Source organism: Mycolicibacterium brisbanense (assembly GCF_001570425.1).
GTDB classification, from domain to species: domain Bacteria; phylum Actinomycetota; class Actinomycetes; order Mycobacteriales; family Mycobacteriaceae; genus Mycobacterium; species Mycobacterium brisbanense.
On record NZ_BCSX01000045.1, the window covers coordinates 126,321 to 147,446 of the forward strand.

General features: G+C 66.8%; 24 protein-coding genes. 15 read left to right on the plus strand and 9 right to left on the minus strand.

Going from position 1 to position 21,126, the window contains the following annotated elements; translation table 11 throughout:
• Positions 1-20: 20 nt before the first annotated feature.
• Positions 21-455, plus strand: a complete 435-nt coding sequence (locus RMCB_RS26260) for a limonene-1,2-epoxide hydrolase family protein (protein WP_062831096.1) — start codon at positions 21-23, stop codon at positions 453-455.
• Between the two features lie 11 nt (positions 456-466).
• Positions 467-877, plus strand: coding sequence for a DUF5313 domain-containing protein (locus tag RMCB_RS26265; RefSeq protein ID WP_029370109.1), 411 nt, complete (start codon positions 467-469; stop codon positions 875-877).
• Between the two features lie 4 nt (positions 878-881).
• Here the strand turns inward: RMCB_RS26265 and pspM are convergent, their stop codons facing one another.
• The 5 genes from pspM to pgsA form a co-directional block, all read right to left on the minus strand.
• Positions 882-1,694: a phage shock envelope stress response protein PspM gene (pspM, locus tag RMCB_RS26270; RefSeq protein WP_029370108.1), complete on the minus strand. Its 813-nt coding sequence runs from the start codon at positions 1,692-1,694 to the stop codon at positions 882-884.
• Positions 1,695-1,712: 18 nt separating this feature from the next.
• Complete coding sequence (pspA, locus tag RMCB_RS26275) at positions 1,713-2,522, minus strand: phage shock protein PspA (protein ID WP_029370107.1); 810 nt, start codon at positions 2,520-2,522, stop codon at positions 1,713-1,715.
• A 152-nt stretch (positions 2,523-2,674) separates the two neighbouring features.
• Complete coding sequence (clgR, locus tag RMCB_RS26280) at positions 2,675-2,986, minus strand: transcriptional regulator ClgR (protein ID WP_029370106.1); 312 nt, start codon at positions 2,984-2,986, stop codon at positions 2,675-2,677.
• An 84-nt stretch (positions 2,987-3,070) separates the two neighbouring features.
• Complete coding sequence (locus RMCB_RS26285; protein ID WP_029370225.1) at positions 3,071-3,559, minus strand: CinA family protein; 489 nt, start codon at positions 3,557-3,559, stop codon at positions 3,071-3,073.
• Entirely contained in the window at positions 3,537-4,142 is a 606-nt protein-coding gene (gene pgsA, locus RMCB_RS26290; protein ID WP_062831097.1) for a CDP-diacylglycerol--glycerol-3-phosphate 3-phosphatidyltransferase, read from the minus strand. The genes RMCB_RS26285 and pgsA overlap by 23 nt, the downstream gene beginning before the upstream one ends.
• A gap of 81 nt (positions 4,143-4,223) precedes the next feature.
• On the opposite strand from pgsA, the gene RMCB_RS26295 reads away from it, so the two are divergent.
• On the plus strand, positions 4,224-4,706 hold the full coding sequence (locus RMCB_RS26295) for an amino-acid N-acetyltransferase (RefSeq protein WP_029370104.1): 483 nt from the start codon (positions 4,224-4,226) through the stop codon (positions 4,704-4,706).
• Between the two features lie 58 nt (positions 4,707-4,764).
• On the opposite strand, the gene RMCB_RS26300 is transcribed toward RMCB_RS26295, so the two are convergent.
• Positions 4,765-7,320, minus strand: coding sequence for an FtsK/SpoIIIE family DNA translocase (locus RMCB_RS26300; protein WP_201028352.1), 2,556 nt, complete (start codon positions 7,318-7,320; stop codon positions 4,765-4,767).
• A 178-nt stretch (positions 7,321-7,498) separates the two neighbouring features.
• Here RMCB_RS26300 and RMCB_RS26305 point away from each other — a divergent pair, with 178 nt between their 5' ends.
• From RMCB_RS26305 to RMCB_RS26320, 4 genes are all read left to right on the plus strand, one after another.
• Entirely contained in the window at positions 7,499-7,813 is a 315-nt protein-coding gene (locus RMCB_RS26305) for a putative quinol monooxygenase (protein ID WP_029370772.1), read from the plus strand.
• Positions 7,813-8,640 (plus strand): mycofactocin-coupled SDR family oxidoreductase, encoded by an 828-nt coding sequence (locus RMCB_RS26310; protein ID WP_062831099.1) that lies wholly within the window; start codon positions 7,813-7,815, stop codon positions 8,638-8,640. The genes RMCB_RS26305 and RMCB_RS26310 overlap by 1 nt, the downstream gene beginning before the upstream one ends.
• Entirely contained in the window at positions 8,637-9,509 is an 873-nt protein-coding gene (locus RMCB_RS26315; RefSeq protein WP_072278547.1) for an SAM-dependent methyltransferase, read from the plus strand. The genes RMCB_RS26310 and RMCB_RS26315 overlap by 4 nt, the downstream gene beginning before the upstream one ends.
• A 73-nt stretch (positions 9,510-9,582) precedes the next feature.
• A complete protein-coding gene (locus RMCB_RS26320) occupies positions 9,583-10,020 on the plus strand; it encodes a hypothetical protein (protein WP_062831101.1) in 438 nt (145 codons plus the stop codon).
• Here RMCB_RS26320 and RMCB_RS26325 read toward each other — a convergent pair.
• The 3 genes from RMCB_RS26325 to thyX all read right to left on the minus strand — a co-directional run bounded on the left by RMCB_RS26325 (position 10,017) and on the right by thyX (position 13,428).
• Entirely contained in the window at positions 10,017-11,693 is a 1,677-nt protein-coding gene (locus RMCB_RS26325; protein ID WP_062831102.1) for a ribonuclease J, read from the minus strand. The genes RMCB_RS26320 and RMCB_RS26325 overlap by 4 nt on opposite strands.
• A gap of 9 nt (positions 11,694-11,702) precedes the next feature.
• Positions 11,703-12,572, minus strand: coding sequence for a 4-hydroxy-tetrahydrodipicolinate synthase (gene dapA, locus RMCB_RS26330; RefSeq protein ID WP_234792253.1), 870 nt, complete (start codon positions 12,570-12,572; stop codon positions 11,703-11,705).
• Positions 12,573-12,663: 91 nt separating this feature from the next.
• Complete coding sequence (thyX, locus tag RMCB_RS26335) at positions 12,664-13,428, minus strand: FAD-dependent thymidylate synthase (RefSeq protein WP_029370778.1); 765 nt, start codon at positions 13,426-13,428, stop codon at positions 12,664-12,666.
• Positions 13,429-13,538: 110 nt separating this feature from the next.
• On the opposite strand from thyX, the gene RMCB_RS26340 reads away from it, so the two are divergent.
• From RMCB_RS26340 to RMCB_RS26375, 8 genes are all read left to right on the plus strand, one after another.
• Complete coding sequence (locus RMCB_RS26340) at positions 13,539-15,008, plus strand: FAD-dependent monooxygenase (RefSeq protein WP_062831104.1); 1,470 nt, start codon at positions 13,539-13,541, stop codon at positions 15,006-15,008.
• A complete protein-coding gene (locus tag RMCB_RS26345; protein ID WP_062831105.1) occupies positions 15,005-15,580 on the plus strand; it encodes a TetR family transcriptional regulator in 576 nt (191 codons plus the stop codon). The genes RMCB_RS26340 and RMCB_RS26345 overlap by 4 nt, the downstream gene beginning before the upstream one ends.
• A gap of 58 nt (positions 15,581-15,638) precedes the next feature.
• Positions 15,639-16,505 (plus strand): DMT family transporter, encoded by an 867-nt coding sequence (locus tag RMCB_RS26350; RefSeq protein WP_062831106.1) that lies wholly within the window; start codon positions 15,639-15,641, stop codon positions 16,503-16,505.
• A 125-nt stretch (positions 16,506-16,630) separates the two neighbouring features.
• Positions 16,631-16,912, plus strand: a complete 282-nt coding sequence (locus RMCB_RS26355) for a hypothetical protein (RefSeq protein WP_062831107.1) — start codon at positions 16,631-16,633, stop codon at positions 16,910-16,912.
• Positions 16,913-17,019: 107 nt separating this feature from the next.
• On the plus strand, positions 17,020-17,631 hold the full coding sequence (locus RMCB_RS26360; protein ID WP_062831108.1) for a TetR/AcrR family transcriptional regulator: 612 nt from the start codon (positions 17,020-17,022) through the stop codon (positions 17,629-17,631).
• Positions 17,628-18,704, plus strand: coding sequence for a DUF1214 domain-containing protein (locus RMCB_RS26365; RefSeq protein WP_029370784.1), 1,077 nt, complete (start codon positions 17,628-17,630; stop codon positions 18,702-18,704). The genes RMCB_RS26360 and RMCB_RS26365 overlap by 4 nt, the downstream gene beginning before the upstream one ends.
• Entirely contained in the window at positions 18,701-19,963 is a 1,263-nt protein-coding gene (locus tag RMCB_RS26370) for a sulfotransferase family protein (RefSeq protein ID WP_062831109.1), read from the plus strand. Before RMCB_RS26365 ends, RMCB_RS26370 begins: the two co-directional genes overlap by 4 nt.
• On the plus strand, positions 19,960-21,033 hold the full coding sequence (locus RMCB_RS26375) for an NADPH:quinone oxidoreductase family protein (protein ID WP_062831110.1): 1,074 nt from the start codon (positions 19,960-19,962) through the stop codon (positions 21,031-21,033). The genes RMCB_RS26370 and RMCB_RS26375 overlap by 4 nt, the downstream gene beginning before the upstream one ends.
• The last annotated feature ends 93 nt before the right edge of the window (positions 21,034-21,126 follow it).

The following is a 21,126-nucleotide window of genomic DNA, read 5'->3' on the forward strand; positions in this document are numbered from 1 at the left end:
AGGAGAACTAGGCTTCGGCCATGGCTGACCAATCATCTACCGCGGTGACGAGCGCCGCTGGCACGGTCGAGATCTTCCTCAATGCGCTTCAGGACCAGGACTTCGAAACCGCCGAGAACGCGCTGGCGCAGAACCTGGTGTATCAGAACGTCGGGTTGCCGACCATCTACGGCCGCAACCGCACGGTGAAACTGTTCCGCTCCATGCAGGGCCGCGTCGGCTTCGAGGTGAAGATCCACCGGATCGCTGCCGACGGAGCCTCGGTGCTGACCGAACGCACCGACGCCCTGATCTTCGGGCCGCTGCGGCTGCAGTTCTGGGTGTGCGGCGTGTTCGAGGTGCACGAGGGCCGAATCACGTTGTGGCGGGACTACTTCGACTTTCTCGACATGGCCAAGGCGACGGTCCGCGGCTTGGTCGGGATGGTCATCCCATCGCTGCGCGCGTCGCTTTAGCGGCTGAGCCGATGACGAGCGAGCGCGCCAAGCCGAACGCCGTTGAGTTCCTGCGTTATTGCTGCGGGCGCCGACTGCCGGATTCGATGCTCGACTGGGTGCGTGAGGACCTGACCGGCAAGGGCGCCACCCGCCGGATGATGCTGCGGGTGCTGGTTCCGGCGGTGCTGATCCTGGCCCCGTTCTGGTTGATCGACACGTCGCTGTACGTGCACCTGAGCATGACGGTGCCGATCCTGATCCCGTTCATCTACTTCTCGCACGCACTGAACAAGATCTGGCGGCGGCACATGCTGCGGGTGCACGGCCTCGATCCCAACCTGGTCGACAAGATCGCGCGCGAGAAGAACGCCCATATCCATCAGGCCTACATCGAGAAGTACGGTCCCCGGTCGGGGCCGCCGAGCAGCAGCGCGGTCTGAACCGTCAGGCCTGGCGCAGCCTGCCGAGCTCGTCGAAGGCCTGCGCCCAGCCCATCAGCCGGTCGGTGGCATTGGTCAACTCGCCGCGGTAGCGCTGCTGCGACAGCGGGGCCGCCGACACCGGCCCGCTGTTCACCGCGGACACCAGTTGTGCTGCCGCGGTGACCATTTCGTTGTACTGACGAACGCCTTGGCCGAGCTGAGCGGTGAACGCGTTGATGGTGGGCACCAGGTACTGCCGCGACTGCGGCGCGTTGCTGATCGCCCGCTCCATCGACACCACCTCGGTGGCGGTGGCGGCCATGGTGCGCGCGGTCTGGTTGGCCACCGCGGTGAGTTCGCGGAGCTCGTCGGCGGGCAGCATGTGGCCACGTTCCATGACGCCGAGCAGCGAGAACATGCCCCGCTCGGAAGCCACCAGCGCCGACATCGGCTGACGGGCGGCCGAACCCCACGGCGGGAGCCGCCGGCCGGCGACGGGACGTTCGGCCGGTAGAGGTTCGGACCGCAGCCAGCGGTAGCGCAGCCACAGCAGCGTCGCGGGGAACGCGGCGCCCGCGGCGAAGGCACCGGTGATGATCAAGACCCAGACGGGGGTGCTCCACGATGCGAGCACGGCCGTCACCAGCACCCAGAACCCGCAGGCCAGCGTGAAGAACACGCCGAGCCGCGCAGCCCACCGCCGCTTGCGCAGCAGCTTCGCGCGCGGATCGGCAGCGGCACTGAGCTTTTCGGCAAGCGCTCCGGACAGGTCCGCGGCGGTATCGACACCCCGCTGCAGCACTGACCGCCAGGCCTCTCCGGTCTTGGTAGCCATGATCACATCACCGAAACACTATTGGCCGAGCGGGTTTTCGGGCGTCTGAGCCGGGTTGGTGGCCGGGGCGGCCGGCGTCGCGGTGCTTCCGCCTGCAGGCAGAGTGTCGCCGCGCATCGACGCGCGGATCTGCTCCAGCCGCGAGTGGCCGGCCATCTGCACACTGGCCTGCTGCACCTCGAGCATGCGGCCCTGCACCGAGTTCTGGGCGAGCTCCGCCGAACCGATGGCGTTGGCGTAGCGCCGCTCGATCTTGTCGCGGACCTCGTCGAGGCTGGGGGTGTTGCCCGGCGCGGCAAGGTCCGTCATCGACCGCAGCGAGGAACTGACCTGTTCCTGCATCTTGGCCTGCTCAAGCTGCGACAGCAGCTTGGTGCGTTCGGCGATCTTCTGCTGCAGCATCATCGCGTTCTGCTCGACGGCCTTCTTCGCCTGACCGGCGGCCTGCAGAGCCTGGTCGTGCAGGGTCTTGAGGTCCTCGACGCCCTGCTCGGCGGTCACCAGCTGAGCAGCGAACGCCTCGGCGGCGTTGTTGTACTCGGTGGCCTTGGCGACATCGCCCGAGGCGTTTGCCTGGTCGGCGAGAGTGAGGGCCTGGCGGACGTTGACCTGGAGCTTCTCGATGTCGGCCAGCTGGCGGTTGAGCCGCATCTCCAGCTGACGCTGGTTGCCGATCACCTGGGCGGCCTGCTGGGTCAGTGCCTGGTGCTGACGCTGTGCGTCCTCGATGGCCTGCTGGATCTGCACCTTCGGGTCGGCGTACTCATCGACCTTGGAGCTGAACAGCGCCATCAGGTACTTCCATGCCTTGGTGAACGGATTGGCCATGGGAACGTTTCCGCCTTCGCTGATGTTTGGGCCCGGTTGATCGGGCCTGTGGACGCCTGGTCGGTCAAGTTGTCGTGCTCAAGTGCCAACTTATCGGGTTCGGGCAGACCCCCACAGCCCCCGATGGGCGTTTCGCCGGGTCTGAGCCTGCCTCAGGCGACGGCCATGGAGACCGGCTGCGGGATGACCACCTTGGTCGCAGCGTCGATGTGGGCGACATTGGCCTGTTCACGGCGCGCCATCCGCTCACCGGCGTCGGTCAGCACACGCGAGAGCCGCACGTCGAGGGCATCGCAGATGGAGCTGAGCAGTTCGCTGGAAGCCTCTTTGCGGCCACGCTCCACCTCCGACAGATAGCCGAGGCTCACCCTGGCGGCATCGGACACCTCACGCAGGGTCCGCCCCTGCTCGGTGCGGGCGGTGCGCAGCACATCACCGATCACTTCACGCAGCAATTCCGTCATCGCGCCCTCCTTCGGGTACCTACTCGACGGTTATTACTTGCCAAACGCTGTGACCCACCGTGATGGTTCCCGGCGGCAAGAAACTCATTGCTGCTCGACCAGACGGCGTAACCGGGCGATCGCCTCGTTGACCGCGGCCACCCGGATATCCCAGCGTGAACCCGACAGCGCCAGCTCGACCACCTCGGTGTCGACGGGACCGGCCAATCCGAGGAACACCGTTCCCGGCGCATGGCCGCCGTGCGGCTCGGGGCCGGCCACACCGGTGAGGCTGACGCCCCAGGTGGCGGCACAGCGCTGGCGCGCACCGACCGCGAGCGCGCGGGCCGTGGGCGCCGCGACCGGTCCGACCGCGTCGAGCACCTGGGGTGCGACGCCGGCCAGCCAGATCTTGGTGTCCTCGGTGTAGGTGACCAGCCCGCCGTGCAGCACGGCACTGGCACCGGGCACGCCTGCCAGCGTGGCCGCGAGCAGACCTCCGGTCAGCGATTCTGCGGTGGCCACGCTCTGGCCGTTCACCGTCAGATCGGCGACCAGCGCCTTCGCGTCGTCAGTTACGAGCGGATCGTCCACGTGAATTCCTGATCGCCGAAACCACATAGTCGGCGCCGGTGACGATGGTCAGCACGACGGCCGCCCACATGATCACCCACGCCACAGTCAGCCAGATTCCCGGCCAGTTGTGCAGCGGCAGCACGAACAACCCGATCGCTACCGCCTGCACCAGCGTCTTGAGTTTGCCGCCACGGCTGGCCGGGATGACGCCGTGACGCAACACCACGAAACGCAGAATGGTGATTCCGATCTCGCGCAGCAGAATCACGCCCGTGATCCACCAGGGCAGGTCCCCCAGCATCGACAGGCCGATCAACGCCGACCCGATGAGCGCCTTGTCGGCGATCGGGTCGGCCAGTGCGCCGAACTCCGAGACCACGCCGTAGCTGCGAGCCAGGGCCCCGTCGAACCGGTCGGTGATCACCGCGACCGCGAACACCGCGAAAGCGACTATCCGCCAAAATGTTTCATGGCCATCGCCGACGAACAGCAACACCAGGAACACCGGCACCAGCACCAGCCGGGCGCCGGTGAGGATGTTGGGCAAGCTGGCGATGAAGGCATGCGGCACCAACGGATCAGTAGAAGGTTGGCCCGGCACCGCAACAGAATATCGGTTGCCGAAACCGATACTCTTCCAGCTGTGAACGAAGGCAGTGCGCCACCGGCGACCAGGCCCTTGGTGCGCCGGGCCCGCACGTCCGATGTCCCCCGCATCAAGGAGCTGGTGGACATCTACGCAGGCAAGATTCTTCTGGAAAAGAACCTGGTGACGTTGTACGAGGCGGTCCAGGAATTCTGGGTGGTCGAGCTCGACGGTGAACTGGTCGGCTGCGGTGCCCTGCACGTGCTGTGGGCCGATCTCGGCGAAGTGCGCACGGTCGCGGTCCATCCGAAGGTCCGCGGCACCGGCGTGGGCCACGTTCTGCTCGAGCAGCTGCTGCGCGCCGCGCGCGATCTTCATCTGAGCCGCATCTTCGTCTTGACCTTCGAGGTCGACTTCTTCGGCAAGCACGGCTTCAAGGAGATCGACGGCACCCCCGTGACCGCCGAGGTCTATGAGGAGATGTGCCGCTCGTACGACACCGGTGTGGCCGAGTTCCTGGATCTGTCCTACGTCAAACCGAACACGCTCGGGAACACCCGCATGCTGCTGACGCTCTGAGGGATTTGCGGAGTCTCACCCGTACTCGCTACGGGTGAGACCCCACAAATCACCGGGGTCAGAACTCGTCGGGGTCGTCTTCGGTGTCGGCGCCGTTGGCGTCGGCGCCACCACGGATCAGGGCGAGCGTGCCGGCCAATTCGTCGGGCTTGACGAGCACCTCGCGGGCCTTGGAGCCCTCGGACGGCCCGACGATCTGGCGGGTCTCCATGAGGTCCATCAGCCGGCCCGCCTTGGCGAAGCCGACGCGCAGCTTGCGTTGCAGCATCGAGGTGGACCCGAACTGCGAGGACACCACGAGCTCGACGGCTTGCAAAAAGACGTCCAGGTCGTCGCCGATGTCGGGGTCGACGTCCTTGCGCTCGCCCGCCTTGACCGCGGTGACGCCGTCGACGAACTCGGGCTCGGCCTGCGCCTTGGTGGCCTCGACGACGGCGTGGATCTCCTCGTCGGTGATGAACGCGCCCTGCATGCGCAGCGGCTTGTTCGCGCCCATCGGCAGGAACAGGCCGTCGCCCATACCGATCAGCTTCTCGGCGCCGGGCTGGTCGAGGATCACGCGACTGTCGGTCAGCGATGACGTCGCGAAGGCCAGCCGCGACGGCACGTTGGTCTTGATCAGGCCGGTGACGACGTCGACCGACGGCCGCTGGGTGGCCAGCACGAGGTGGATGCCTGCCGCTCGCGCCTTCTGCGTGATGCGCACGATGGCGTCCTCGACATCGCGCGGCGCGGTCATCATCAGGTCGGCGAGCTCGTCGACGATCGCGAGGATGTACGGGTACGGCTTGTAGACCCGCTCGCTACCCAGCGGCGTGCTGATCTCCCCGGTGCGCACCTTCTCGTTGAACACGTCGATGTGCCGCACCCGCGACGCCTTCATGTCCTGGTAGCGCTGTTCCATCTCCTCGACCAGCCAGGCCAGCGCCGCGGCAGCCTTCTTGGGTTCGGTGATGATCGGCGTGATCAGATGCGGAATGCCTTCGTAGGGCGTGAGTTCCACCATCTTCGGGTCGATCAGGATCATCCTGACCTCGTCGGGGGTGGCCCGCGCCAGCAGCGAGACCAGCATCGAGTTGACAAAGCTCGACTTACCGGAACCAGTCGAACCGGCGACCAGCAGGTGCGGCATCTTCGCCAGGTTGGCCGAGACGAAGTCCCCTTCGATGTCCTTGCCGAGGCCGATCACCAAGGGGTGGTGGTCACGTCGCGTGGACGGTGCGGTGAGGACGTCGGAGAGCCGCACCATCTCACGGTCGGTGTTGGGCACCTCGATACCGACGGCCGATTTGCCCGGGATGGGGGCCAGCATACGGACGCTCTCGGTGGCGACCGCGTAGGCGATATTGCGGTGCAGCGCAGTGATTTTCTCGACCTTGACGCCCGGTCCGAGTTCCACCTCGTAACGGGTGACGGTCGGGCCGCGGGTGCAGCCGGTCACGGCTGCGTCGACCTTGAACTGTTCGAGCACCGACGAAATGGCGTCGGTCATCTGGTCGTTGGCGGCCGTGCGCAGCTTCGGCGGATCGCCCGCGATGAGCAGGTCCATCGACGGCAGCGTGTACGGGCCCTCGACCACCCGGTCGACGACGATGGTGTCGTCCGCTTTCTTGGCAGGCTTGGGCTCGGCGATTTTCTTGCGGCGGGGTTTGACCGCAGGCTCGGGAACCGTTGGCGCTTCGGACTCTTCGGCCAACGGGTAGTTCTCCATCGGCGTGCCGGTCAGCGCTTTGGGCGCCTCGATGGCTGCGGTGGGCCAGTTCTTGGCCTGATCAGGTGTGTACGCCGGATCGTCGTAGTAGCCGTCGGAGAAGTCGTCGGCGGGCTGCGCGTCGGTGTACTCGTCGTCATAGTCGTCGTCGTAGTACTCGTCGTCGTCATCGAACGCGCGGGTCCGGAACATCGCGCGCAATGTCGCGGGCACTTCGCGGATGGTCGTGCCGGTGATCAGCAGCACGCCGAACAGCACGCCGATGAAGAGCAACGGCGCGGCGATCCACGCGGTCAGTCCGTCCGAGAGCGGTCCCCCGATGGCGAATCCCACGAATCCGGCCGCCGACCGGCGTCCGGCGGGATCCTCCGGCGAACCCGCCCACAGGTGCCAGAGTCCCAGTGCGGGCAGCGCGACCATGGCGACGCCGAGGATCATCCGCGGGCGGGAATCCGGGTCGGGTTCGGTACGCATCAGCACGACGGCGACCACGGCCAGCACGATCGGAACGAGCACGACGGGCTCGCCGACGACGGTCCGCAGTGCGGTGTCTATCCACGCGCCGACCGGACGGGCCGCGTCGAACCAGGAACTGGCCGCGACCACCACGGCGATGCCCAAAAGTGCCAGCGCGAGACCGTCGCGGCGGTGTCCCGGTTCGATCTCGCGGGCCCGCCCGACCGAGCGAGCCGTCGAACCGGCGCCCTTGGCCAGCATCAGCCACCCCGCGCGTGCGCCGCGGCCGAGTTTCTGTCCGGCGACGGCCACCGGTGAGCCCTGGGACCGACGGGCCGGCTTGCGCCTGGCTGGCGCAGGGCGGGCAGGCGCCTGTCGGCCGGAGCGTGAGCTGGGCTTTGACCTGCTCGAACGGGCTCCAGATCGCGCAGCGGTCTTGTTAGCCATGTCCGCCAGCCTAGTCGCAGTGGCCTCATATTCACCATCTGCCACACAGGTCACAGAAATGTTGCAGTTCTGGCAGATGAGCGTCGGTTGTCCGCAACGACACCGTCAACCGGGCATCGCGCTCCATGAGTACGCTTGGACACCTGTCCGGCCATACTGACCCGAGGAGTCTGCACCCATGCCAGTTGTCGTCGTCGCCACCATGAAGGCCAAGCCCGAATCCGTCGACGCGGTGCGCGAAGCCTGCAAGCAGGCCATCGAGGCAGTACACGGCGAACCGGGATGTGAGCTGTACTCGCTGCACGAGGCCGACGGCACCTTCGTCTTCGTCGAGCAGTGGGCCGACGCCGATGCGCTGAAGACGCACAGCACGGCGCCCGCGGTCGGAACCCTGTTCGGCACGATCGGTGAACTGCTCGACGGTGCGCCCGACATCAAGATGTTGCAGCCCGTCGTCGCCGGCGATCCGGCCAAGGGCCAATTGCGGCCGTAATGAGTGCGGACGGTCCCCTGGCCCGAAAGGTCGCGTTCATCACCGGCGCGGCACGGGGCCAGGGCCGCGCCGAGGCGGTGCGGCTGGCCTCGGACGGCGCGGACATCATCGCCGTCGACCTGTGCGATCAGATCGCATCGGTCCCCTACCCCATGGCCACACCCGATGATCTGGCCGCGACGGTGAAGCTCGTCGAGGAGACCGGCGCCCGCATCGTCGCGCGGCAGGCCGACGTGCGCGACGAAGACGCCCTGCGTACCGCGCTGCAGGCCGGGATCGCCGAACTGGGCCGGCTCGACATCGTCGTCGCGAACGCCGGGATCGCACCCATGCAGTCCGGTCCCGACGGCTGGCGCGACGTCATCGACGTCAATCTGACCGGCGTACACAACACGGTCGAGGTGGCGTTTCCGACCATGGTGGAACAGGGCGACGGCGGTTCGATCGTGCTGATCAGCTCGGCGGCGGGGCTGATCGGCGTAGGTGGCGGCGACCGCGGCTCGATCGGCTACACCGCGGCCAAGCACGGCGTCGTCGGCTTGATGCGCGCGTACGCCAACTACCTTGCCCCGCATAGTATTCGGGTCAACTCCATCCATCCCACCGGCGTGGACACCCCAATGATCAACAACGAGTTCACCCGCCAATGGCTCAAGCATGTCGCCGAGGAGCTGCACGCACCAACGGATTTCGGCAACGCCCTGCCGGTGCAGGTGGTTCAGGTCGAGGACATCGCCAACGCGGTGGCCTGGCTCGTGTCAGATCAGGCCCGCTATATCACAGGCGTGACACTGCCGGTGGACGCAGGTATCGTCAACAAGCGATGAGCCGCACAGATCCGGTAGCTCAAACCGCCTTCGGCCCAATGGTGTTGGCCGCCACTGAGCAGTACGAGGGCCCACGCCGGCTGGTCGACGACGATCTCGCGGAGTCGTTTCTGCCGGCGTCACTGCGTGCCATGACTCGGATGATGCGCTGGCGCTTACCCCGCGAATGGTCCATCCGCGCCGCGGAACGGTCCCAGCCCGGCCTGTGGGCAAACCTGTCCTGCCGCAAGCGGTTCATCGACGACATGCTCGACGCCGCACTGCCCGACATCGACGCCGTGGTGATTCTCGGTGCCGGTATGGACACGCGGGCTTATCGACTGGCGCGACGCAGCTCCATACCGGTGTTCGAGGTCGACCTGCCGGTCAACATCGACCGCAAACGCGCCGTGGTGCGTCGGGTGCTCGGCGCGGTTCCGGACTCGGTGCGGCTGATACCGGTCGACTTCGAACACGACGACCTGGCAGCCGAACTCGCCCGGCACGGTCACCGCGCATCCGACCGGACGTTCTTCGTATGGGAGGGCGTGACTCAGTACCTCACCGAAGGCGGCGTGCGGGCGACGTTCGACTACCTCGCCACGGCAGCGCCGGGCAGCCGGCTGGTGTTCACCTATGTCCGTGCCGATTTCATCGACGGCACCCACCGCTACGGCGCGGAATCGCTGTATCGGAGGTTCTGCGTCCGTCGCAAGATCTGGCGGTTCGGGCTCAATCCCGACGACATCGCGCCGTTCATCGAGCCATACGGCTGGCAGCTGATGCAGCAGGCCGGCCCGGAGTACCTGATCGAGCACTACGTCAACCCGGCGGGCCGCAACCTCGGCGCATCCCAAGTGGAGTGGACGGCCTACGCGTTGCGGCGGTAGCCGCCCTCATGCTGGACGCGTTCGCGGAACCGGGCCTCGGCCTGGTGCGCCTCACCACCGAAGGAGCTACCCGATGAACACCGCCGCGGCCGTGGCAGTCGCCGTCACCTACTGCTGGATCGGCATGGTGCTGGCGATCTCGTTCTTGGAGGCCCCGCTGAAGTTCCGCGCACCGGGAGTCACCCTGCAGATCGGGCTCGGCATCGGACGGTTGGTGTTCCGCGCCCTCAACGCCACCGAAACAGCCTTTGCGGCAATCGTCATCGTCACCCTTGCAATCAGTCGACCGTCAACGGCGGTCATCGCGGCGTTCGTGATCGCCATCGCCGCGCTGGCAGTGCAGTTGCTGGCCGTGCGCCCCAAGCTGACACAGCGCTCCGACGCCGTACTGGCGGCCGCCCCGGGCCAGGCACCCGCCGGGCGCTCACGCGTGCACTACGTCTACGTAGCGCTCGAGGCCGTCAAGATCGTCGGCCTGCTCGTCGGCGGGATACTGCTGCTGGCAGGCTAGATCTCGATAACGGTCGGCACGATCATCGGCTGGCGACGGTAGGTCTCGCCCACCCACTTGCCGACCGTGCGCCGCACCGCCTGCGCGATCCGCGTGGGATCGGTGATGTTCTCCGCGGCAAGGCTTTCCAGTTCGCGCTCGACCTTCTGCGCAACCGATTCCAAGGCCTTGGGATCTTCCGAGAAGCCGCGGGATTGCAGATGCGCCGGTCCCGCGGGGCGCCCGGTTCCCCGGTGCACCACAACGGTCACCGCGACGAAACCCGATGAGAGAATGAGCCGTTCACCGAGCGTGGCATCGCCGACGTCACCGGTGATCAATCCGTCGACGAACATTTTGCCGACGGTCACGGCCCCCGATATCGATGCCCTGCCCGCGACCAGGTCCACGCTGACCCCGTTCTCGGCGATCACGATGTTCTCCGGCGGCACCCCGGTGCGTGCGGCCAGCGCAGCGTTGGCCCGCAGATGCCGCCAGGTGCCGTGCACCGGCATGACATTGCGCGGCCGCACACCGTTGTAGAGAAACAGCAACTCGCCGGAATAGGCGTGCCCGGAAACATGAACGCGCGCTTGGGCATTGGTGACCACCCTGGCCCCGATCTTGGCCAGCGCGTCGATCACACCGTAGACGGCCTCCTCGTTGCCCGGGATCAGCGACGACGACAGGATGATCAGGTCGCCCGCGGTCAACGTGATGCTGCGGTGCTCGCCACGCGACATCCGCGACAGCGCCGCCATCGGCTCACCCTGGGTCCCGGTGGTGATCAGCACCACCTTGTGCGCAGGCATCATCTCGGCTGCGCCGATGTCGAGGATGTCGGAATCGTCGACCCGCAGATACCCGAGCTCGCGCGCGATGCCCATGTTGCGCACCATCGATCGCCCGACGAACGACACCTTGCGGCCCAGAGCCACCGCGGCGTCGATGATCTGTTGCACCCGATCGACATTCGACGCGAAGCACGCCACGATCACCCGGCCTTCGGCACCGCGGATCAGCCGGTGCAGCGTCGGGCCCACCTCGCTCTCCGACGGGCTGACACCCGGATGCTCGGAATTCGTGGAGTCGCACAAGAACAGGTCGACACCGGAGTCCCCCAGGCGCGACATACCCGGCAGGTCGGTGGGACGACCGTCGAGGGGCATCTGGTCGAGTTTGATGTCACCGGTGTGCAGCACCGTGCCTGCGCCGGTGTGGATCGCGACCGCCAAGCACCCGGGAATCGAATGGTTGACGGCGAAGTACTCACACTCGAAGACACCGTGCGTACTGCTCTGCCGCTCGGCGACCTCGACGAAGACGGGTTTGATGCGGTGTTCGCGGCACTTCTCGCGCACCAGGGCAATGGTGAATTTCGAGCCCACCACCGGAATGTCGGGCCGCAGCTTGAGCAGGAACGGGATGGCGCCGATGTGGTCCTCGTGCGCGTGGGTGATGACGAGCGCCTCGACATCATCGAGGCGATGCTCGATGTGCCGCAGGTCGGGCAAGATCAAGTCGACACCAGGCTCGTCATGCCCCGGGAACAACACGCCGCAGTCGACGATGAGCAACCGGCCCAGGTGCTCGAAAACCGTCATGTTGCGGCCGATTTCGCTGATGCCGCCCAGCGCAGTGACTCTCAGCCCTCCGGGGGCCAGCGGCTCGGGCGGCGCGAGATCGGTGCTCAACGGCCGGCCCTACCTGAGCACCGCTGCGGCGCGCATATCGGCGGCCAGCGCCTCGATCTCGTCCGGCGCGGCCGGGATCTGCGGCAGCCGGGGTTCACCGCAGTCGATGCCCTGCAATCGCAAACCAGCCTTGGACATCGTCACACCTCCCAGCCGGGACTGCGCGGCGCCCAGCGGGCCCAGCGAAACGTTGATCTTGCGGGCCGTGGCGACGTCACCGGAATTGAACGCGGTCAACATGTCTCGCAACTGACCCGCGGCCAGATGACCCCAGACGCTGATGAAGCCGACCGCACCCATGGCCAGCCACGGGAGGTTGAGCGCGTCGTCGCCCGAGTAGTACGCCAGGCCGGTCTCGGCGATGATCTGCGCCCCGCCGGGCAGGTCGCCCTTGGCGTCTTTCACGCCCACGATGTTCGGGTGTTCGGCCAGCTTACGGATGGTGTCCCACTCGATCGGAATCGACGACCGCGGAGGAATGTCATAGAGCAGGATCGGCAGCTCGGTGGCGTCGGCGACCGCGGTGAAGTGTGCGAGCAGCCCCGCCTGAGGCGGCCGCGAGTAGTAGGGCGTGACGACGAGCAGTCCGTGCGCGCCTGCCTCGGCGCTGGCCTTGGCCAGTCGCACGGTGTGCGCGGTGTCATAGCTGCCGGCCCCCGCGATGATGCGGGCCCGGTCGCCCACCACATCGAGCACGGCACGCAACAGCGCCAGCTTCTCGTTGTCGGTGGTCGTCGGCGACTCGCCGGTGGTGCCCGACAGCACCAGACCGTCGCACCCGGCGTCGACCAGGTGCGTGGCCAGCTTGGTTGCGGTATCGAGATCGACCGAGCCGTCGGGCTTGAACGGCGTCACCATTGCGGTCAGCAAGGTGCCCATCTGGGCGGTAACGTCAATTCCGCTGGTGCTCACGCGCCAAGATTACCCGCTCCCCTTCACGCTTCTGTCGCGATGTCGACGGGCCACTCCGTCAAGCCTCCGTGGCCAAAGGCGACGTTGCCACCTCCGTGCCGTCCGCAAGCATCGAGATCTCGAAATCGGCGAATACCGCGGGCGCCACATCGACGAGTTCACGCAGGCAGGCAATGGCCAGCCGGCGGATCTCCACATCGGCGTGCTCGCTGGCCCGCATCGCGATGAAATGCCGCCAGGCGCGGTAGTTGCCGGTGACCACGATGCGGGTCTCGGTGGCGTTGGGCAGCACCGCGCGCGCGGCCTGCCGCGCCTGCTTGCGACGCAGGACCGCAGAGCCTCCCCCGGGCTGGTCGCCCATGAATTTGGCTTCCAAGCGGTTCAGCAGTTCGGTGTAGGCGACCCGGCTGGCGTCGGCGGCCGCAGTGAAGATGCCCATCAGCTCCGGGTCGTCCTCCAGCCCGGGCGGGATCACCACCTCCGCATCGTGTTCGGGCACGTACCGCTGCGACAGCTGCGAGTAGGAGAAGTGCCGGTGACGAACCAGTTCGTGGGTGCACGAGCGGGAGATCCCCGTGATGTAGAAGGACACCGACGCGTGCTCCAACACCGAAAAGTGACCGACGTCGATGATGTGCCCGATGTAGGCCTCGTTGGTGGCCGTCTTCGGGTTGGGCTTCGACCAGCTCTGATAGCACGCGCGGCCGGCGAACTCGGTGAGCGCCTGACCACCTTCGGCTTCGGTCTGCCACGGCACGTCCGGCGGTGCCAGGAACTCGGTCTTGGCGATCAGTTGCACGCGCAGCGGGGCGGTCTCGGCCACGCGATCACCCTACTGTCGCCGCCTTGCCGCGCTCGTGAGCCCACGATTCCGGCGTTGCCCACAATGATGTTAGTGTTTAACATGTTAGTAACTAACATCGAGGAGGAGCCGTGGATCAAGAGGTCGTGGTGGTAGGCGCAGGACCGACGGGGTTGACGGCGGCGTGCAGCCTGCGGTCGGCCGGTGTGAGCGTCCGGGTGCTCGACAAGGCCGAAGGCCCAGCGGTCACGTCGCGGGCGCTCGGCCTGCAGCCGCGCGGCGTGGAGGTGCTCGACCGGCTGGGCGCGCTGGGTGATCTGCCGCAGCGGGGACTGCCCGTGCAACGGGTCGACGTCAACGTCGACGGCCGGCCACTGGCCAGCTTCCCGGTCGGGCAGGCGGCACGGCTGCACGGTCCCGCGGCACTGCTGATCTCACAGGCCGAAATCGAGGAAAATCTGCGGAAGCGACTGGCAGAGCTCGGCGGATCGGTCGAATGGAGCACGCCCGTCACCGACGTGACGGCAGATCCCGAAGGCGTGACAGTGACGGCGGGTGGTCAGCGGATCCGCAGCGGATGGGTCGTCGGCGCCGACGGCGCGCACAGCGCGGTCCGTAAAGCGATGGGCATCGGCTTCCCCGGCATACCGCTGATCGAGCGGTTCCTTCTCGCCGATGTTCACGCCGAGCTCGCCTACAACCGCGAGGGTGCCACCTCGTGGCTGCACGGCAGGAAACTGCTGGCGGCGTTTCCGCTGCCCGGCGCCGACCTGTGGCGTGTGATGGCACCCGCACCGGATGATCTTCCCGACAACCCCAGCCCGGACGAGATCGTCGGCCATCTCGGCAGCAGGCTGGCCGAGGACGCGGGCGGGAGCATCAGCTCGGTGGTGTGGACCTCGGTGTTCCGCATCCAGCGCCGCCTGGCCGACACGTATCGATGGGGCCGCGTGCTGCTGGCCGGGGATTCTGCGCACATCCACAGCCCGTTCGGCGGCCAGGGCATGAACACCGGCATGGGCGACGCCGAGAACCTGGCATTCAAGCTCACGCTCGTGGTGTCTGGACGCGCCGACACGCGACTGCTGGACAGTTATGAGCGCGAACGACGGCCCGTCGCAAGCGGTGTCCTGCAGACCACAACCGGGCTCACCCAGATCCTGACCGGGCAGACTCGAGCGTCCCGGCTGATCCGTGACAAGCTCGCAATTCCCATGTTGAACAATCCGTGGATGCAGCGCCGCATCACGGACAGAGCCTCCCAGCTCGAAGTGTCCTACCGCTCGGGCTCGCTCGCCCAACGCTGGCTTCCAGGGCTGCAGCCCGGTGACCGGGTGCCCGACCGCGATCTGCTGCGCACCGACGGTACGGCGACGCGGTTGTACGAGGCCCTTGGTCCGCGGTGGGCAGTGATCGGGTCAGAGGCTCTGGCCGCCGTCGCCCGCGATCGCCTCGGCGACGTGGTGGCGCTGCGCGGGTCAGGCGACACGATGCTTGTGCGCCCTGACGGCCATCTCGCGTGGAAGGGTTCGACGCCCGAGAGCCTGCACCGCTGGCTGGACACCACGCTGGGCCGTCCGGCACTGGAACGTTCGGCATGAGTGTCGACTGGCGGACGCGCAAGAAGGCTGCCACCCGGCAGTCGATCCAAGAACACGCGCTGCGGCTGTTCGTCGAAAAGGGTTATGACGCAACCACGGTCGAGGAGATCGCGGCTGCCTCCGGCGTATCCCACATGACCTTCTTCCGCTACTTCCCCCGCAAGGAGGAGGTCGTCGAGTACGACGAGTACGACCCGATGATCGAGCAGCTCATCGCCGAGCAGCCGCCCGAGCTGCCATCCATCACGGCGATCCATCACGCGCTGCGCGCAGGCCTGGAGAATGTCCTGGCCACCGACCATGACGCCCTGCTGATCCGCACGCGGCTCATCCTCGACAATCCCGCGCTGCGCGCTCGAAATGTCATCGCGCAGGACGAGACCCGTGAGCTGTTCGCCAGGGCCCTGGCTCGCCGCGCGGGCCTGTCCGAACCCGACCTGTCGTGCGTCGTGCAGGCCTCCGCCGCTCTCGCCGCGGTGGCACCCGCATTGACCGCCTGGGCCCATGACGAGGATCGCGATCTCATCGCATTGGTCGACGCGGCGTTCGCCGCGGTGGCAGCGGGCACGTGACACCTTCCTACAATTGGCGGATGCCTGGAGCCCAGTACGCCGAGCAAGACCGCCGACCGTGCTGATCGGTGTCGCAGCCGCACTGCTGGCCTGCGTCGGTTATGGGACAGCGTCGGTCCTGCAGTCGTATGCCGCGAACGGCTCCGGGTCAGGCCACGGCGCCACCCCGGAGGGCGGCCCCACGCTGCGCTCGACGATCACGGCCATGCTCGCACCGATCTTCATCGCGGGGATGGCTCTCGATCTGTTGGGCTTCGTCGGCAGCCTGGTGTCGGCCCGGCTGATCCCATTGTTCTTGTCCCAGACCATCATCAGCGCCAATCTGGTGGTGACCGCGATCCTCAGCATCTTCGTGCTGCACGTGAGGCTGCACCGACGGGACTGGACCGCCATCGCCATAGTGCTTGTCGCCCTGTGTATCTTGGGCGCGACTGCCGGCAAGCTGGGCGACGGCGATCCGGGCGCGGCCATGCACTGGGGCGTGCTCGTGGTGTCCGCCGTCATCCTGGCGGCAGGAGCGGCCCTGGTCCGGTTGCTCGGTCGTAAAGCGGCAGTACCCGCGGGACTGATCGCCGGGGTGCTCTACGGCGCGATGGCCGTCGCGGTGCGCGTGGTCCACGGCCTGGAGCCGTTCCAGCTCCGAGTGCTGCTGACCGATCCGGCCTTGTGGGCGGTGATCGTCGCGGGCCTCGGCGGCTTCTACCTGTTCACCGTGGCGCTGCAAGTCGGCTCGGTCAACGGTGTCGCCGCCGCGCTCGTCGTCGGCGAGACGGTGGTGCCGGGCATCGTGGGGGTGGTGCTGCTCGGCGACTCCGCGCGGCCGGGCTATGGCTGGCTCGTCGCGCTGGCCTTCGCGGCGGCCATCGTGGGCGCCGTCGCGGTCGCGGTCTTCGGCGCGGCGGAGTATGAGCGGGCCGCCGGCTAGTTCCCTCCCCCGATCGGCGGACAACCGGTTCATCTCGAAGCCGTCCGATCGGCGGACAGACTCCGGGCTGTCGATGCGCGAGGCTTGACGCCATCGAGCACTGGCATCGTCCCGAAAGGAACCAAATGAGCTACCACGTCATGGATCTGGTGTGCGAGCGCGCCAACGAGCGCGACTGGGAATTGATCTTCGACAGCGGCCCGAACGGCGACCGGCGCACCATCGTTTGGGAACAACGATGCTCAGCGGGAGCCGGAGAACCGCTCGAGTTGGAGATCACGTTCAACGTCGACGGCCGGATCGTCCAGACGGAGAAGCGTCAGGACGGCAAGTGGCACCAGCGCACCACTCCGACTCAGGGCTTCGCGTCCACCACGGTCCACCTCGAGACCCTGACCATGATCTGACGCATCGAATCCGACGCAAAGGTTGTTGATCGACGCGGACAACAGCCTTTTCGTCGAATTCGGCGAAGCCCTTGTCTTGATTACGTTACGTATCGTAACGTAATAGTGTGTCCTCGCTCACAGGCCCCGGGCGGCCGCGTGACCCGCAAACCCAGCACGACATCATGAGCGCCACCCGTCGACTGCTGGCGCGCGACGGCTACGACCAGCTCTCCATCGAGGCGGTCGCCCGCGAGGCCGGTGTCAGCCGCCCCACCATCTACCGGCGTTGGCCATCCAAGGCCCACCTGGCCTTCGACGCCGCGTTCGGCCAGCCGCCGGAGGGCGAACTCCTGTTGGTGTCAGGCGTTTTCGAAGCCGATCTGCGCGCCTTCACCTACGCGGTTCTCACGTTCTGGGGCGATCCCGTGGTCGAAGCGGCCGCCCTGGGCATCCTGACCGAGCGACGCCGCGACCCCGAGCTGCACATCCGGACCCAACAGCTGCTCGATGAACGGACCCGTGACGCCTTCCGCGCGCTGCTCGCCAGTGGCGTGGAGCAGGGCCGGATCCGCCCCGATGTCGACGTCGACATGATCTACCAGACGTTGATCGGCACCGCGTTCTACGCCGCTCACATGGAACCGGACATCGACGCTGAGAAAACCGCAGATCGACTGTGCTCCTTGCTCATCCAAGGGGCCGGACAACATCCACCACGAAAGAAGGGCACCGCATGACCGACCGGGAAGAACTCTCCGAGGCGTTCAACGCCCTGCTGGACGAGGTGCGCGGCATCGAGCAGAAACTGCTCGCCGCAGACCCTCCGCTGAGTGAGGCCGACCTGCTCGACGGGTACCGCCTGCCGTTCAGCCTGCTGCGAGTCGGCGTGGACGCCTATGTGTGGGGTGACCGCGACAAGCCCATCCTCGTCGACGTCATCAGCCCGTATCTCAAATGGGGCGGCGACAATTCGGATGCCTACTATCAGCTCGCCCCGCTGGATCCGCAGCGCACCTACCGCGTCACGGGCAACCGCGGTGACGCGGTGTATCTGTCGATGACCGTCTACGGCGGGCCAGGGCAAGGTCGCTACAGCGATCGCATCGTGGGCACCATGAACGACCACGGCCTGGATTTCGACGAGGACGGCAACTTCGAGTTCATCATGAGTCCCGATCCGCAGCCGGGCGCATGGCTCAAACTCGACCCGGACGCCGAATTCGCCTTGACGCGCGACTATCTCAACGATCCGAGCACCGAGCGCCGACCCGTATGGCGGATCGAGTCACTCGACCCACCTGCCCGGCGCACCGACAGCGCCGCTGAACTGGCCCGGCGCTTCCGCTACGCCAAAAACTGGCTGCACGAACAGGTTTCCTTCTTGCCGACCAAGGTGGAACCCGCCAACCAACTGCACCCACCGTTCCCGGTGCCGAAGAACGCCTACGGCTGGTCGGCCGCCGACGCGGCCTACTCGATGGGTGCCTACGAACTCGAGCCGGATCAAGCCCTGATCATCGAGGGCACCTCACCGGACTGCGTGTTCTGGAACCTCTGTCTATGGAATCCGTTCCTGCATACCTACGACTACACCCACGAGCGGGTCACCATCAACGGCGCGCACGTCAGCTATGAACCCGACGGCTCCTGGCGGATCGTCATCAGCGAGAAAGACCCAGGCCATCCGAACTGGGTCTCGACGGCAGGCCGGGCCAAGGGCCTGATCTGGCTGCGCTGGTTCCTGCCCGAGGAGACGCCTGCCCACCCGCAGTGCCGGGTCGTCGACGTCGCCGAAGTGGCCACGCTGTGACCGCCGGTGTGCAGCGTCCGGCGCCGATCCGATTCGCCGACCTCGCCAACCCGGTGTATCCCGCTGCAGCCCAACCCATCCGCGACGGCCTCGCCGCTTACGGCGCGAATCTCGACCTGAACCCGGCAACTCTGCTCGCCGCCGCGACCGAGCGGTCAGGGCTGAGCGATTTCGGCGACCCGGCGTTCCGGGAACGTCTCGATGTGCTGTGTACGGCGTTGCGCGACGAAGCGGACCTGTCCGACACCGGCGTGGCCATCACGTTCGAACAGTTGGTGGGCAACCTGGTCAACCGGTTGCGATTGGAAGCCCTGATCGCCGAGCATCCAGAGATCGAGAGCATCGAGATCCAGCGGCCGATCGTCATCTGTGGGCTACCCCGCACCGGCACCACGCATCTGCACAATCTGCTCGCGGCGGATCCGGCGCTGCGGCATCTGCCGTACTGGGAAAGCCTCGAACCGGTGCCCGCTGCCGGTGAAGATACGCCGGGACCGCGACGAGATCGCTGCGCGGCGGGCCTGGAGGTGATCAACTCGTCCATGCCGGAGTTTCGCCGCATGCACGACATGACCGTCGAGCACGCGCACGAAGAGATCCAGCTGCTGGCCAATGACATCTCGGGCATGCTCTGGGAAACCATGTACTACGTACCGAGTTTCGCCGCTCACTACAAGGCGCACGATCAGGCTGCATCGTATCGCTACGTCAAGCGCAGCCTGCAGGCCATGCAGTACCTGCGAGGGGGCACCCGCTGGGTACTGAAGTCGCCGCAGCATCTCGAGCAGTTCCCGACCCTGGCCGCGACCTTCCCGGATGCGACTTTCATTGTGACGCACCGTGACCCGGTCGAGGTGACGCTATCGATGATGACGATGATCTGCTATGCGACGCGCATGGCGGTCGCGCGCCCGGATGTGGGCAAGTTGACCGGATACTGGCTGGACCGCATCGACGATCTGTTGACCGGCTGTATCCGCGATCGCGACAAACTGCCCGCCGGGCAAGCCATCGATGTGCGATTCGACGACTTCATGGCCGACGAAGAAGCCACGCTGCGCAACATCTATCGCGTCGCCGACCAACCGTTCGACGACGACGTCCGTGCAGCGATGAACGATTTCCTCACCGAACATCCACGCGGGCGGTACGGAGGGGTCATCTACGACCCGGCAGACCTGCAACTGGACACCGCGGCCATCGCCGAGAGATTCCGCGCCTACCGCGAACGTTTCCTGACCACCCCGGAGAACAGATGAATCAGACTGCACCACAGCCCATCTCGGCGGAGGCCTGGGTGGCCACCGCACTCGGTGAGCCCACAGAGGTTTTGGAACGACAGTCGGTGGAAGTGCGCGCCCCGGGCCCCAACGAGGTCCGGGTCGCGGTCCGGGCATTCTGCCTGAACTTCAACGACATCGACATCATCAAGGGCCGCTACACCACGCTGCCCCTGCAGCCGCCCTTCGTGCCCGGCATGGAAGCCGTCGGTACCGTCGAAAGCGCAGGCTTGGGTGCCGAGCACCTGGTCGGCCGCCGCGTGGTGGGGATTCCGGTGATGGCCTTCGGCGGCTACGCGTCCTACGCCATCGTCGACGCCGCGACGGTGCTCGATCTGCCGGACTGGGTCAGCGACGTCGACGGCGCCGCCCTGCATTACCCATTTCACCTGGGGTGGTTCGCACTGCGCGAACGCGGGCGCCTGCAGTCCGGTGAGACGCTGCTGGTGCACGCCGCCGCGGGCGGCACCGGATCGGGCGCGCTGGTGCTCGGAAAGGCTTTGGGCGCCAGAGTGATCGCCACTGCGGGCAGCGACGAGAAGCTGGAGTTCTGCCGCAAACTGGGTGCCGACCATGCCGTCAACTACCGCAGCAGCGGCTGGGTGGACGAGGTCATGGAGCTCACCTACGGCCGCGGCGTGGACGTCGCGTTCGACGCGGTGGGCGGCAGCGTCACGACAGATACGTTTCGCTGCATGGGCTTCAACGGGCGACACCTGATGGCCGGGTTCGCCGAGGATATCGCCCTCGAGGACGGGGACTACATCTCGCCGCGGCCGATCGCCTACGGCAACTTCGATGTCTGCGGGGTATGCCTGGTCTACGTGACCGATCCGCTTGCCGTCCGCCGCACGCTCGGGTTCAACTGGCCGGCCCGCTCCGAAGGTCTCGATGCGCACGTCAAGATTCTCGAGCTGATGCGTACCGGCAAGCTCCAGACCGTGGTCGGCGAGAACGTGCCATGGGATCAACTGCCGCAAGCACTTCGGCGGATGGCTGCGCGGGAGACCACCGGGCGTCTGGTGGTGAGCACCGGCGCACACGACTAGTCGCTGCGCCCCGGCCCGACAGCGGATATGACGGGGCGTCACCCGCGTTTGCGATTGAGGTGCCCGCGAAAGTCTGGTCCGCGCACGTAACGC